Raw genomic sequence first — 13,442 nt, 5'->3', positions numbered from 1 at the left:
GGGACAACGAGGTCCGCGGCCGCTCGTCGATGACGCGGGCGCAGTTGGTGGAGGCGCTCGGGGAGCAGCTCGGCAGGGCGTCCTGACCGCTTCGCTCGTTTGACGATCCGGTCGATCGGGAACATCCGCAGGTGACCGCCCTCCTGGAGTCCCCCGGCGACCCGGCGCCGGTCTCGTCCTGCCGCACGGCTCTCGCCGACGTGCCCGCCCCGCCACCGACGGCCGACAAACCGCAGGCCAGGTCCGCGGAGTACGAGCACCTCATCCCGCTGCTGTTGCGCTACACAGCGCTCGCCGGGCCGGGCTCGGAGCGCGACTGGCTGCGCGAGGAGCTGATCCTCGGTTACGAGCCGCTGACCCGGCACCTCGCCCGCCGCCACGCGGGCCGGTTCCGCGACGTCGAGCCCGACCTGGTGCAGGTCGGGATGGTGGGGTTGATCACCGCGCTGGACAGGTTCTCCCCGGAGCGGCTCAAGGCCGACGGCGACCCGCTGTCGTACCTGATCCCGTGCATCCGCGGCGAGATCCTGCGCTGGTTCCGCGACAAGTCGTGGGCGATGCGGGTGCCACGGCGCCTGAAGGACCTCAGCGTCGCGATCAACCGGGCCACCGGTGAACTGACGGCCCGCCTGGACCGGGCCCCGCGCCCGAGCGAGCTGGCCGCCCACCTCGGTGTCGAGGTCGGTGAGGTGGTGGAGGCGCTCACCGCGCAGCTCGACCACAGCGCCACGTCACTGGACGCCGACACCGAACGTGAGGACGGCCGGTCGGCCGCCGAGACCATCGGCTTCCCGGAGAGGGCGTTCGACGCGATGGTCGACAGCATGTCGGTCAAGCCGCTGATCGAAGCGCTACCGGAGCGGGAGCGCGCCATCCTGCGGCTGCGCTTCTTCGAGGAGATGACGCAGTCGCAGATCGCCGCCGAGCTGGGTATCTCGCAGATGCACGTCTCACGGCTGCTGGCCCGCACCCTCCAGCAGCTGCGCACCGCGGTGGCCTGATCCCGGATCTCGCTCAGCCGGGAGCGTCCAGCGCGGACATCCAAATGCAGGCCCGAGGCGTCGTGGCGCTGGATCACGAACCGGGCCGCTTACCGGGCTGTCCGCCAGTGGGTTCCGGAAATCGCGGTGTCCCGCTTCGCGCGGTACTGGCGCAGCTTCTTGTCCGCCATTCTGGTCCAGTACCCGTCTGTCGCGTCGGCAATGCACAGGAGGAGCTCGTGGAACCGGACGCCGACTGGAACTCCGAGGCCCGGCCAGGGGAGACCGAGACCGAGCGTCTGGACCGCAACTGGGCGGACCTGCTGCAGGAGCTGCGGGTGGCCCAGACCGGTGTGCAGCTGCTGACAGGGCTGCTGCTCACCGTGCCGTTCCAGAGCAGGTTCACCGATCTGGTCGCCCACCAGCGGACGTTGTACCTGGTTACGGCGTGTCTGTCGGTGCTGGCAACGGGACTGCTGATCGCGCCGGTGCTGTTGCACAGGATGCTGTTCCGGCTGCACGCCCGCCGGGAGCTGGTCGTGGCGGCCCAGCGGTTCGCCGTCGCGGGGCTGGGCAGCTTGGCCCTGGCCGTGCTCGGTGTGCTCGGGCTGATCTTCGACGTCGTGCTCGGCGGCTGGGCGGGCTACGCCGCGGCGGGTGCAGGCCTGCTGGTGCTGGTCGTGCTGTGGCTCCTGGTGCCGCTCGGCATCCGCCGTGGCCTGTCGAAGGGTGCCTGAGCCTCAGGGGTCAGGTGGCCGCGAACTCCCGGACGATCGCGGCGCAGAAGGCGGGGAGGTCGTCGGGGTCGCGGCTGGTGACCAGGTTGCCGTCGATCACGACCTCCTGGTCGACCGCGTTGCCGCCGGCGTTGCGGATGTCGGTGCGCAGGCTGGGGAACGAGGTCAGCGTGCGGCCCTTGACCAGGTCGGCCTCGACGAGGGTCCACGGGGCGTGGCAGATCGCCGCCACGGGCTTGCCGGCGGACATCATGTCGCTGACCAGCTTGCGGGCGTCGTCGTCGAGGCGGAGGCGGTCGGCGTTGACGGTGCCGCCCGGCAGGATGAGAGCGTCGTAGTCGGCCGCGTTGGCGTCTGCGGCGGCCCGATCCACCGGGTAGGCCGCGCTGGGCGCGATGTCGGAGTTCATGGACCGGATGGCGGCGGTGTCGAGGGAGACGATCTCCACCGCCGCGCCGGCGTCGATCACGGCCTGGCGGGGCTGGGTCAGTTCCACCTCCTCGACGCCGTCGGTGGCGAGGATGGCGACGCGCTTGCCGTCGAGGGTTCCCATGGTGGTGCTCCTGTCGGTCGTTCGGTTCGTTGCGGGTTCGGAGCCGCCGGGCGGGGCCCCGGGCTCAGTCGGTCGGTTCGGGCTTCGGTTCGCCGTCGGGGGTGTCTTCGGGCGTCTGCTCGGCGTCCTCGTCGCGGGTCTGGTCGATCGTGTGGCCGAAGATCTTCTCCTCGAGGCGGTCGACGGTTCCTTCGGTGTCGTGGGGGTCGGGACGTCCGGTCATGCGGGTTCTCCTTCGCGGTCGTCGACGAGCCGGAGCGCGTCGGGCTTGTCGTGTGGATGGACCTCACCGGGCGCCTCGTCGGCGGGGGTGAGGGGTTGCGGGTCGACGGGATCCTCGGGGCCCGAGCGCCCGAACGTCACCCGTACCCTGCCGCCGGGCTCGATGTCGAAGCCGGCCTTCGGTTCCTGGTCGACGACGAGCGCGGAGACGTCGGCGGGGTCCCCGATGTCGCTGACGACGACCACACCGGACTCCAGCCCGAGCGCGACCGCCTCGGGGCCCGTGAGCCCCACCAGGGCGGGCACCATGGTGGCGCTCAAGAGGACCGCCGCACGGTGATCGCGGAGTCCTTGGGCTGCCCGTACTCCTCGCGCAGCGCGGGGAGCAGTGTCGTGCGGGCGAAGTCGAGATAGTCCGGCTGCATCTCCCCGCCGATCTCGACGAGTGCGACGTGCGTGAACCCGGCGTCGACGAAGGGCCGGACGGCATCGACGTGGGCCGAGACGTCCGGGCCGCAGGGGATCGCCGCGGCGACGTCCTCGCGGCGGACGAACTGCGTGGCGGCGTCGAAGCCGGCCGGCCCGGGGAGCTCGGCGTTGACCTTCCAACCACCACCGAACCAGCGGAACAGGGAGTGGGCGCGGTCGGTGGCCGCGTCGGCGTCGGGACCCCAGCTGGTGGGTAGCTGGCCGATCTTCGGCAGCTCTGCGCCCGCGGCGGCGTCCCACCGTTCCACGAGACCGGGATCGGGTTCGACGGCGACCATCGCGTCGGCCACGGGGGCATAGCGGTCGACGGACTGCGCGCCGGACACGGCGACGGCCAGGGGAACGCCGTCGTCGGGGAGGTCCCAGAGCTTGGCGGAGTCGACGCGGTAGTGCGGCCCCTCGTGGGTGACGTACCCGCCGCCGAGGAGCCGGCGGATGATCGTGACCGCCTCGTCGAGCATGTCCTGGCGGACGTCGGCGCTCGGCCACCCGCGCCCGACGACGTGCTCGTTGAGGTTCTCGCCGGACCCCAGCCCGAGGGTGAACCGGCCCTCGGACAGCAGCGCGACCGTCGCGGCCTTCTGGGCGACGACAGCGGGGTGGTAGCGCAGGATCGGGCAGGTCACGTAGGTCATCAGCGGGATGTGTTCGGTGGCCGTGGCAACCGCGCCGAGCACGCTCCAGGCGTAGGGGGCGTGGCCCATCTCGTCGAGCCAGGGGAAGTAGTGGTCGCTCATCACGGCGAAGTCGAAGCCCGCGCGCTCCGCCCCGACCGCGTCGGCCACGAGGTCCCGCGGTCCGCGCTGCTCGGTCATCAGCGTGTAGCCGAAGGAGGTCATACGGTCGGCTACCCGGACAGTGGCCGGTGTGAACGAGGGACTGGACGGGTATTTGGCGAGATCCATTGTCGACATCTGGAGGAACGCGTGGGTGACAGGCCCACCCGCGGTGAGGAGCTGGCCCGGTTCGGAGCGGGAACGGCCATGGCCTTCGCCGGGATCTCGCACCTGACCTTCGCCCGCGAGGAGTTCACGGCCCAGGTGCCGGACTGGGTGCCGATCGACGCCGACGACACCGTGCTGCTGTCCGGCGCCGTGGAGATCGCGCTGGGTCTGGGCCTGGTAGCCCTGCCGAAGGAGCGTCGGCGGATGGCGGGCCTGCTCACGGCGTTCCTGGTGGCGGTGTTCCCGGGCAACATCTCCCAATACGTCCACAAGCGGGACGGCTTGGGCCTGGACTCCGATCGCAAGCGGCTCGTGCGGCTGCTCGTGGAGCCGCTGATGTGGGCAGCCGCCCTGCACGCCGGTGGGCTGCTGCGCCGGAAGCGCTGAGGCCCTCGTTTGCTGCAACCGGGGGCGGGTATCGGAGCGGAATGCTGACCGCACTGGCGTTGAACTGCACGCTGAGCCCCTCGCCCGCCGAGTCGAGCACCCAGAAGATGATCGACGAGGTCCTGGCGGCGCTGGGGAAGCAAGACGTCACCGGGGACTCGGTCCGCGTCGTGGACCACGACGTCAAGCCCGGTGTCGAGGCGGACATGGGGCCCGGCGACGAGTGGCCCGCGATCCGGCGCCGGCTGCTGGCCGCGGACATCCTCCTCCTGGCCACCCCGACCTGGATGGGGCACCCGAGCAGCGTGGCCCAGCGGGTCCTGGAGCGGATCGACGCCGAGCTCTCCGAGACCGACGACCAGAGCCGGCCGCTGACCTTCGGCAAGGTGGCCGTCGTGGCGGTCGTCGGGAACGAGGACGGGGCCCACAAGATCGTGGCCGATGTCTTCCAGGGGCTCAACGACGCCGGATTCACCGTCCCGGCGCAGGGGTCGGTGTACTGGAACGGCGAGGCCATGCAGGGCGTCGACTACAAGGACCTCGACCGCACCCCCGATCCCGTCGCCGCCACCACCGCAACCCTCGCGGCGAACGCCGCCCACCTCGCCCGGCTTCTCGGCGAGAAGAAGTACCCCGGGCGGTCGTGATGGAGAAGCCCCGCACGGTAGGCGAGCACATCGCGCAGCGCCTCGCACGCTGGGGTGTGCGCCGCTTCTACGGCTACCCCGGCGACGGCATCGGCGGCATGGTCGCCGGGATCAGCCGGGCCGTGGCCGAGGGCGAGGCCGAGCTGGTGCAGGTCCGGCACGAGGAGACGGCGGCGTTCGCCGCCTGCGCGGACGTCAAGTACGGCGGCAGCCCGATCGGCTGCTGCGTCGTCACGTCGGGCCCGGGTGCGGTGCATGCGCTCAACGGCCTGTACGACGCGAAGATGGACCACATCCCGGTCGTGGCGCTGGTCGGGCAGTCGGCGAGCACGGTCCTCGGCACCGGCTACTACCAGGAGATCGACGCCGCGGCGCTCTACGCCGACGTGGCCGAGTGGACGCTGCAGGTCACCGATCCGTCGCAGGTCAACCATGCCGTGGACCGCGCGTGCCGGATCGCGTTGAGCCGGCGCACCGTCACCGCGCTGATCCTGCCCAGTGACGTGCAGCAGGCCGAGCCGGTGACCGAGCCGCCGTTCGCCCACGGCTATGTGCACACCTCGTCGGTCCCCAGCACCACTCCGCAGGTCCCGTCCGCGGCTGATCTCGACGGGGCCGCCGCGGTGCTGAACGCGGGGGAGCGGGTGGCGATCCTCGCTGGCGCTGGCGCCCTGCACGCCACCGCGGAGCTGACGGCGGTCGCGGACCGCCTCGGGGCGGGCGCGGCGAAGGCGCTGCTCGGCAAGACGGTTCTCGACGACCGCCTGCCGTGGGTGACCGGCGCCATCGGGCTGCTCGGCGCCCGCCCGAGCTGGGACCTCATGCAGGAGTGCGACACGCTGCTGCTGGTCGGCACGACCATGCCGTACGGCGAGTTCTACCCGAAGCCGGGCGCGGCCCGGGCGGTGCAGATCGACATCGACGGCGCGAACAACGGCCTGCGCTATCCGACCGAGATCAACCTCACCGGCGACTCCCGCGCCACCCTCGCGGCGCTGCTGCCCCTGCTGCACGCGAAACCCGACACGGCCTGGCGCGACCGCATCGCGGGCTGGAACCAGGCGTGGGAGGAGTACTCGGCGGAGCGGGTGGCTGCCGAGGCCGATCCGGTGAACCCCGAGGCCGTGGTGGCCGCGCTGTCGGACCGGCTCCCCGACGACGCCATGCTCGCCGTCGACTGCGGCACCGCCACCTGCTGGTTCGCCCGCGATCTCGCGCTGCGGCCCGGACAGCTCGCGTCGCTGTCCGGGACGCTGCTGAGCATGGGCGGCGCGATGCCGTACGTGCTCGCCGCGAAGACCGCGCACCCCGACCGGCTCGCGGTCGCCCTGATCGGGGACGGCGCGATGCAGATGAACGGGCTCACCGAGCTCGTGACCGTCGCCACGTACTGGCGAACCTGGACGGACCCGCGGCTGGTCGTGCTCGTCCTGAACAACCGGGACCTGGCGTTCGAGACCTGGGAGGTCCGCTCCGAGCTCGGGGACCGGCCGGACCCGAACATCCAGGGCCTCCCGGACGTCCCCTACGCCGACTACGCCCGGCTGCTCGGCCTCGACGGCCGCCGCCTCGAGCGGCCCGACGACATCGGCGCCGTCTGGGACGCCGCGCTGGCCGCGGACCGGCCATTCGTGATCGACGCCGTCGTCGACCCCCACGTCCCGATCATCCCGCCCCACGTCACGATCGAGCAGCTCACCAAGGCCCTGCGATCGCAGCTGCGGGGCGACGAGGCCCTGCCCGACCTTCTCAAGGAAGGCTTCCGGTTCACCGTCGGCGCGGCGACACGGGCGGTCCGCCGGAGATTGGGCGACGGGTAGCGGGTACCCGTCGGACATGGCCGAGCACATCGACACCGTGGTCCTGGACGTCGACGGCACCCTGGTCGACACCAACTACCAGCACGCCCTGAGCTGGTATCGGGCCTTCCTGCGGTTCGAAGTGGTGCTGCCGGTCTGGCAGCTGCACCGGGCGATCGGCATGGGCGGCGACCAGCTCGTCCCCGCCGTGGCGGGAGCCCGGTTCGAGGACGAGCACGGCGACGACGTCCGCGCGGCGTGGGCCGAGGAGTTCGAACCCCATCTCCGCGAGATCCGCGCCTTCGGCGGGGTCCGCGAGCTCCTCGCCGGGATCCGCGAGGCCGGGCCGAAGGTGGTGCTCGCGAGCTCGGGCGCACCGGAGCACGTCGAGGTCTATCTGGGCCTGTTCGACGGCCGGGAACTGGCGAACGCGTGGACGACCAGCGACGACGTCAACCGGACCAAGCCGGAGCCCGACCTGCTGGGGGCGGCGCTCGACCGTGTCGGCGGGCACCGGGCGGTGATGATCGGCGACTCGGTGTGGGACTTCGAGGCGGCCGGCCGGGTCGGGTGGCCGGGCTACGGGCTGCGCACGGGCGGCTTCTCGGCCGACGAGCTCCGCACCGCGGGCGCGCGCGCAGTCTACGAGTCGATCCCGGAGCTGCACGAGGCGCTCGTCCTGGGTCTGCAGGGCTGACCCGCCGGAAGCATCGGCGGCGCGACGACGGGTATACCCGGTGTGACCCTCGCGCGCCGCGCAGGGAACCGACCCGCCCCCCGACCGGATCCCGTGATCCGGCTGCTCGACGATCTGGCCGGGCGACCGGTGAAGTACAACGAGTCGACGGCCCCGCGGGCGAGCTACTCGCAGGCGGCCTGTTCGAGCGGGCCGGCGACACCCTCACCAACACCCGGGCCCCAGGCCGGGGCCGGCGGCGCGGCGCAGGCCTCGACCCGTCATTCGGGCGCCCAGCCGTCGGGTCGACCCGCTGCCTCCCCTCGACGACCTCGCCTGGTTCCGCCGCTCGGCCAGGTCGGCGAGGGTCGCAGGGACGGCCACACCTGGGGACCGATGCTCACGTACTGTCGTCAACGATGTCTCCGGACGTCGGGCGGACGCCGTGGCGGGGCGGCCACGAGCAGTCGCCATGTCCGGAGCGACCCGGCCACGGTACTGCGGAAGGCAGGACCGCCGGTCAACCCTGGTCGTTGGTGAGGTGCAGGCAGGGATCACTGTTCGCGCTGGCCCGGCGTCGAGCCATCGGCGGAACCCGCTCGCGTCGCGGCGTTCAATCTCGTCGACCAGGCTCTGCCGGACAGCCCGCGACCTCGCAGCGCCGGTCGGCCGGCAGGTCCTGGGGCCCCGGTAGCTGTCGGGTCTCTCTGTCGGGCGCTGACCGGGGTCACGGGACGTGCCCGAGGGAGGGGCGCAGTCTCTTCCGTCGGCCTCGTGACGCGGGTAGGCGGACCCGTACGGATTCGGCTGGATCCCGGCGAGCTGGTCCTGGCCGATCTTCAGGGGCCCGGTGGCCAGCCAACCGGCGACCGAGTCGACGGTGGTGCTGAGCTGGGCGGCGAGGGCGGGGACGCCGCGGACGAAGGTGATGACGACGAAGGTCAGGATCGCGCCGAGTGCCGCGAGCCCGGCGACCACCACCAGCGCGGTCGCGACGCCGCGCGGGACCCGCCGCGTCTGGAGCAGGGCGACGGCCGGCGACAGGAGGGCGGCGAGGAGCAACGCGATGGCCACCGGCACGACGATGGCCGCGAGGTACGCCACGACCTGCCCCAGGACGTACAGCGCGCCGGCGACCGCGAGGACCCGCCAGGCGATCGCACCGCTGACCCGCAGGATCCGGGGCACGCTCGGACCGACATCGTCCGGTGCCGGTGCCGGTGCCGGTGGGGGCGCGGTCGGCCGGGGATCGGGCGCGCGGACGGTCCTGGTCACTGTTCTTTGTGCTCCTCGTGAACGGGCCACGGCGCGACGGCGACGTGGGTGGCTCCGCCGGGGTCAGGAGCGGAGAGCGGCCGATGCCCGCAGGCCAGACCGCTCCGCCGCCGGGCTACCCGGTTCGTCCGGTTCACCCTTCCCCGCGACTGGCCCCCTGCCCGGCGCTCGCAGCGTCCGCGCCGGAAATCCACCGAATGGCGGAGCGAAAGGGGGTTTGAAATGCTTGTCGGCTGGTGGGGGAGCCTCATGTGATTGCCGGAAGAATCTCTTGCCCGGCGAGACGCTCCGCTGGACGGGTGGTCATCGGAGAAGGAATGAACCCCGGCGCCCCGGGCTCCCGAAGCACCCTGCAGAGCGCCGACGTGGGCGCTCGCCACGAGAAAGGTTCTGATTCATGAGCAAATGCGAGAAGAAGACCAACAAGTGGGGCTGGAAGCCGGGGAAGAAGGACTGGCGCTGGGAGAAGAAGGACGACTGCCGGCCCGAGAAGAAGCACTGCTGGTAGGTCGACAGCCTGCTGGGCGGCCCCGCGCGACAGGCGCGGGGCCGCTCCGGCGGTCCGGGAGGAGAGGGGGCCGGCATGACGACCACACAGGTCAGGCCGCCTGTACCGGCGTCCGGCGAGTCGTCCGTCACCAGGCTGCTGATCGCGGCCAACCTGCTGGAGGACGCGCCACCGGTCGGCGTGCGAATGATCTTCCGGCGGTTCTGGCCCGATACCCGGTCGTTTCGTGGACGCATCTGGCTGAGCCTCGTTTTCGTCGCCCTGGCGCCCGCGCTGAGCGCCGTCACGATCTATCTGTTCAAGATTCTCGTCGACGACGTCCTGATACCGCACGACTACCGTCTGTTCTTCGTGGTCGCCGGGATCTATCTGCTCGTCAGTTTCGCCGAGGGAATCGTCTCCTTCTACGACCAGTATCTGTCCACGTGGGTCGGTGAACGATTCGTCCTGAATCTCCGGCGCCGGCTCTTCGCGCACCTGCACCGGCTGTCGTCGGAGTTCTTCGAGCGCCGCCAGCTGGGCGACGTGCTGTCCCGGCTGACGGGTGACGTCGCGGCCATCGAGCAGCTCGTGCTGTCCGGGGTCTCCGAGGCCCTGACCTACGGGTTCCAGCTGCTGTTCTTTACCGCGGCGCTGTTCTACCTGAACTGGCAGCTGGCGCTCGCGTCGCTGATCGCCGCGCCGGCGTTCCTCCTGGTGGCGCGGTCGTTCTCCCGGCGGATCAAGGACGCGGCACGGGAGAAGCGCCGCCGGGCCGGCTCGATCACCACGGTCGCCGAGGAGAGCTTCGGCAACGCCGCCCTCGTCCGGGCCTACGACCGCCAGGCGGCGGAGGAAGCCCGGTTCGACCGGGAGAACACCGGAAGCTTCACCGCGCAGATGCGCGCCACCCGGCTGCAGTCGATGTTCGGCCCGATCACCGAGATCCTCGAGGTCGTCGGGGTGCTGCTCGTGATGGCGCTCGCCGTCTACGAGCTGGCCCAGAACCGGATCACCATCGGCGGGCTGCTTGTGTTCGTCGCGTACCTGACCCAGCTCTACGGCCCGATCCAGAGCCTCGGGCAGCTCACCAACACGATCTTCGCCGCCAGTGCGAGCGCGGAGCGGGTGATCGAGATCCTCGACACGGAGAGTGCCGTCGCGGAGCCCGCGAACCCGGTCCGGCTCGGCCGTGCGAGCGGTCTGGTGGAGATCCACGGGGTCGGCTTCCGCTATCCGTCGACGACCGCGCCGGCGCTCTCGGACGTCGACCTCACCGTGCGGCCGGGGCAGAAGGTCGCGATCGTCGGCGCCAGCGGCGCCGGGAAGTCGACGCTCGCGAAGCTGCTGCTGCGCTTCTACGACCCGACCTCCGGCTCCATCACCCTCGACGGGTGCGACCTGCGCGAGCTGCGGTCGGAGGACCTGCGCCGCAACGTCGCGACGGTGTTGCAGGAGACCCTCGTGTTCGACGGGACGGTGCGCGAGAACATCCTCTGGGGCCGCCCCGACGCGACCGAGGAGGAGATCGTCGCCGCGGCCCGGGCGGCGGACGCCGACGCCTACATCAGGGGCCTGCCCGAGGGCTACGACACGAGGATCGGCCAGCGCGGCCGGCTGCTCTCCGGAGGGCAGCGGCAACGCCTCGCCATCGCGCGGGCGATGATCCGGGACGCCCCGGTCCTGCTGCTCGACGAACCCACCACCGGCCTGGACGCGGAGTCCACCCGCCGCGTCATGGAACCGTTGACGCGCCTGATGTCCGGCCGCACCACCATCGTCATCTCGCACAACCTGCTCACTGTGACCGACGCGGACCGGATCCTGTTCCTGGAGGACGGCCGCGTCAGCGCGGCGGGCACCCACAGCCATCTGCTGGCGGCCAGCCCCGGCTACGCCCAGCTGTACCGCCTCCACGAGTCGCCGACGGGCGCCTCGGCGAGCGCGGGGGAGACCGAGCCGCCCGAGCCGTCCTCACCCGAGCCGGAGCGGCGCCCGACCGTCCCGACCACCCCCGCCGACGCTGCCGACCCGGTCGTCGACGCCGCCGCGGCGCGACCCACCCCGGCCCCACGGCGGCGCCTGACGATCGTGCGCCGCCGGGGCCTGGCCCTGGCGGCGGTCGCGACCACAGCGGTGCTCGGCCTGCTCCTGGTGCTCTTCCCGCAGCAGTGGACGGGCGGCACCGCGGTTTCGGCCGACCAGGCGCTCGCCACCTGGATCAACAGCGAGACCGACGTCGCCACCGCCGTCGACGCGCCCCCCGACGTCCGCGCGGAGCTCATCCGGAACGGCGTTGCGGCGCAACGGCTCGCGGCGGGCGGAGCGCTCGTCGTCACCCAGGGGCAGGCGGCGGCCGGCGAGCCGGTGGTCCGCTTCGGAGACGGGGACGGGGCGCTCACCGTGAGCAGGCCGGCCTCCGCGCCGGTCACGACCGGGCCGGAGCTCGCCGCCCGCGCCGCCGCCGGGGGCCAGCTGGTCGCCAACCCGAACGTCGTGGCGAGCCCGGCCGCCCGGGACGACCTGCAGGCGGGTCGCGTGGATCCGCGGGCGCTCGCGGTCCTCGCCGGGCTCGCCGGCCGTGGCCCGATCCGCATCGACTTCTTCCCGGCGACGCCCGGTGAGGACCCGGCTCTGCCCCGGCATCGGGTGGAGCTCGCCGGCCTCGACGCCGCGGCCCTGGGCTGGATCAGGGCGCAGCAGGCGCCGTTCGCCGCGGCCACCGCCACCACCGGCGCCACCACCGTCCTGAGCTGGGCGGTCCCGATCCCGGCCGAGCTGCTCGGCCGATGACCACCACGAGCACGACCACCCCGGAGACGAGGCACACGATGCGAAGGATCCTCACCGGCGCCCTGCTGGTCCTGACCGCCGCCCTGGGGGCGGTCCTCGCCGCGGCACCGGCCGAAGCCGCCACCGGGACCTACCTGCGGCTGGCTCACCTCTCGCCGGACACCCCCGCCGTCGACATCTCCGTCACCTCCTTCACCGGGCAGACGCTGCAGCTCGACGGGGTCGGCTACGGCAACGTGTCGTCCTACCGGCGCATCGAACCGGGCACGTACACGATCCAGATGCGGCCCACGGGCAACCCGGACAGCCCGCCGATCGTGTCCGGCACCCTCGACGCCGGCGCGGGCGGCGCCTACACCGCGGCCGCCCTCGGGCCACGCTCCGGCCTGTCCGTCCGGCTCCTCGCCGACGACCTGACCCGGCCGCCGGCCCACTCTGCCCGCGTCCGGGTGGTCCAGGGCGCCCAGTCCGCCGGGGCGGTCGCCGTGACCTGGAACGCCGCGCCGGTGCTCGGCAGCGTCGCGTTCGGGACCGCGACCGGATACGTCGACGTGCCGACCGGCAGCGGCACCCTCGGCCTGGCCCCGTCCGCGGGAGCTCCGGTGCAGGCGTCGGTGCGCTTCGACGACGGCGGCGTCTACAGCGTCCTCGTCGTCCAGGGCCCAGGCGGCCTCGAGGCCAAGGTCGAGACGGACGCGCTCGGCGTCGGCGACGCCCCCGTCGGAGGGGTCGAGACCGGGCTCGGTGGCACCGCCCCGTCGTCCCCCGGCCCGGTCGTCCCGCTCGCCGTCCTGGCGGTCGCCGGGGCGGGTGCCGGCATCGCGCTCCGGATCCGGCGCCGCGTGCGATGAGACGGGCCCTGGTCGTCCTCGTGCTCGGGATCGTGGGGTTCGCGGCGGCCGGGTGCGCCGCCGGCGCCGAACCCGCCCCCGCCCCGGTGGCCGCGGCTCCGCTGCCGGCTGTGTCTCCCGCCCCGGCCGCGGACCCGGGCCATGCGCCGCTGAGGGTGCGGATTCCTGGGATCGGGGTGGACTCCGCCGTCGTCGGGATCGGCGTCGACGGCACGGGAGCGCTCGTCCCGCCGGACAGCACCGCGGTCACCGGGTGGTTCACCGCCGGGCCCGCGCCGGGTGACGCCGGCCCGGCGCTGCTCGCGGCGCACGTCGACTCGAAGGCCGGCCCGGGCGTGTTCTTCCGGCTCCGCGACCTGCGGTCCGGTGACCTCGTCGAGGTCGTCCGCCGGGACGGCAGCACGGTGGCCTTCACGGTCGACGGCCAGAGCCGCGCGGCCAAGACCGCCTTCCCGACCGATCTCGTCTATGCCCCGACACCCGGCCCGGAGCTGCGGCTCGTGACCTGCGGCGGGGCGTTCGACCGGAAGGCCGGCAGCTACCTCGACAACGTCATCGTCGACGCGGTGCCGGCCGGGGAGTCCGGCTGGACGCTCGGGTGA

Annotated in this window: 14 protein-coding genes; 9 read left to right on the top strand and 5 right to left on the bottom strand. The window is 72.6% G+C overall.

The genetic code is table 11. The features are described 5' to 3' along the window. Positions 1-131 precede the first annotated feature (131 nt). A complete protein-coding gene (locus ABD324_RS01770; protein ID WP_344411721.1) occupies positions 132-1,001 on the top strand; it encodes a SigB/SigF/SigG family RNA polymerase sigma factor in 870 nt (289 codons plus the stop codon). A 218-nt stretch (positions 1,002-1,219) separates the two neighbouring features. Next, positions 1,220-1,717, top strand: a complete 498-nt coding sequence (locus ABD324_RS01765) for a DUF6328 family protein (protein ID WP_344411720.1) — start codon at positions 1,220-1,222, stop codon at positions 1,715-1,717. A 10-nt stretch (positions 1,718-1,727) separates the two neighbouring features. On the opposite strand, the gene ABD324_RS01760 is transcribed toward ABD324_RS01765, so the two are convergent. The 4 genes from ABD324_RS01760 to ABD324_RS01745 all read right to left on the bottom strand — a co-directional run bounded on the left by ABD324_RS01760 (position 1,728) and on the right by ABD324_RS01745 (position 3,820). Further along, complete coding sequence (locus ABD324_RS01760; RefSeq protein WP_344411719.1) at positions 1,728-2,270, bottom strand: type 1 glutamine amidotransferase domain-containing protein; 543 nt, start codon at positions 2,268-2,270, stop codon at positions 1,728-1,730. A gap of 64 nt (positions 2,271-2,334) precedes the next feature. Continuing rightward, positions 2,335-2,493 carry a hypothetical protein gene (locus ABD324_RS01755; RefSeq protein ID WP_344411718.1) on the bottom strand — a complete coding sequence of 53 codons (159 nt, stop codon included), beginning with the start codon at positions 2,491-2,493 and terminating at the stop codon, positions 2,335-2,337. Beyond that, positions 2,490-2,813 carry a PASTA domain-containing protein gene (locus tag ABD324_RS01750; RefSeq protein WP_344411717.1) on the bottom strand — a complete coding sequence of 108 codons (324 nt, stop codon included), beginning with the start codon at positions 2,811-2,813 and terminating at the stop codon, positions 2,490-2,492. The genes ABD324_RS01755 and ABD324_RS01750 overlap by 4 nt, the downstream gene beginning before the upstream one ends. After that, positions 2,810-3,820 carry a TIGR03557 family F420-dependent LLM class oxidoreductase gene (locus ABD324_RS01745; RefSeq protein ID WP_344411716.1) on the bottom strand — a complete coding sequence of 337 codons (1,011 nt, stop codon included), beginning with the start codon at positions 3,818-3,820 and terminating at the stop codon, positions 2,810-2,812. The genes ABD324_RS01750 and ABD324_RS01745 overlap by 4 nt, the downstream gene beginning before the upstream one ends. An 87-nt stretch (positions 3,821-3,907) precedes the next feature. Between ABD324_RS01745 and ABD324_RS01740 the strand changes: the two genes are divergently transcribed. The 4 genes from ABD324_RS01740 to ABD324_RS01725 are packed head-to-tail and all read left to right on the top strand — an operon-like array spanning position 3,908 to position 7,455. After that, the gene (locus ABD324_RS01740; RefSeq protein WP_344411715.1) at positions 3,908-4,312 is read left to right on the top strand and encodes a DoxX family protein; all 405 of its coding nucleotides are present in this window, start codon (positions 3,908-3,910) and stop codon (positions 4,310-4,312) included. Positions 4,313-4,353: 41 nt separating this feature from the next. After that, positions 4,354-4,959, top strand: a complete 606-nt coding sequence (locus ABD324_RS01735; RefSeq protein ID WP_344411714.1) for an NAD(P)H-dependent oxidoreductase — start codon at positions 4,354-4,356, stop codon at positions 4,957-4,959. Then, positions 4,959-6,779 carry a thiamine pyrophosphate-requiring protein gene (locus tag ABD324_RS01730; RefSeq protein WP_344411803.1) on the top strand — a complete coding sequence of 607 codons (1,821 nt, stop codon included), beginning with the start codon at positions 4,959-4,961 and terminating at the stop codon, positions 6,777-6,779. The genes ABD324_RS01735 and ABD324_RS01730 overlap by 1 nt, the downstream gene beginning before the upstream one ends. A 16-nt stretch (positions 6,780-6,795) precedes the next feature. After that, on the top strand, positions 6,796-7,455 hold the full coding sequence (locus ABD324_RS01725; protein ID WP_344411713.1) for an HAD family hydrolase: 660 nt from the start codon (positions 6,796-6,798) through the stop codon (positions 7,453-7,455). 204 nt (positions 7,456-7,659) lie between these two features. On the opposite strand, the gene ABD324_RS01720 is transcribed toward ABD324_RS01725, so the two are convergent. After that, positions 7,660-8,709, bottom strand: coding sequence for an AI-2E family transporter (locus ABD324_RS01720; protein ID WP_344411712.1), 1,050 nt, complete (start codon positions 8,707-8,709; stop codon positions 7,660-7,662). Positions 8,710-9,292: 583 nt separating this feature from the next. Between ABD324_RS01720 and ABD324_RS01715 the strand changes: the two genes are divergently transcribed. The 3 genes from ABD324_RS01715 to ABD324_RS01705 are packed head-to-tail and all read left to right on the top strand — an operon-like array spanning position 9,293 to position 13,442. Beyond that, on the top strand, positions 9,293-11,989 hold the full coding sequence (locus tag ABD324_RS01715; protein ID WP_344411711.1) for an ABC transporter ATP-binding protein: 2,697 nt from the start codon (positions 9,293-9,295) through the stop codon (positions 11,987-11,989). Continuing rightward, the gene (locus ABD324_RS01710; protein WP_344411710.1) at positions 11,986-12,840 is read left to right on the top strand and encodes a DUF4397 domain-containing protein; all 855 of its coding nucleotides are present in this window, start codon (positions 11,986-11,988) and stop codon (positions 12,838-12,840) included. The genes ABD324_RS01715 and ABD324_RS01710 overlap by 4 nt, the downstream gene beginning before the upstream one ends. Continuing rightward, a complete protein-coding gene (locus ABD324_RS01705) occupies positions 12,837-13,442 on the top strand; it encodes a class F sortase (RefSeq protein WP_344411709.1) in 606 nt (201 codons plus the stop codon). Before ABD324_RS01710 ends, ABD324_RS01705 begins: the two co-directional genes overlap by 4 nt.

Origin of the sequence: Pseudonocardia ailaonensis, assembly GCF_039531635.1 — a bacterium.
GTDB classification, from domain to species: Bacteria; Actinomycetota; Actinomycetes; order Mycobacteriales; family Pseudonocardiaceae; genus Pseudonocardia; species Pseudonocardia ailaonensis.
This window is presented reverse-complemented; position numbering and strand designations above follow the sequence as displayed.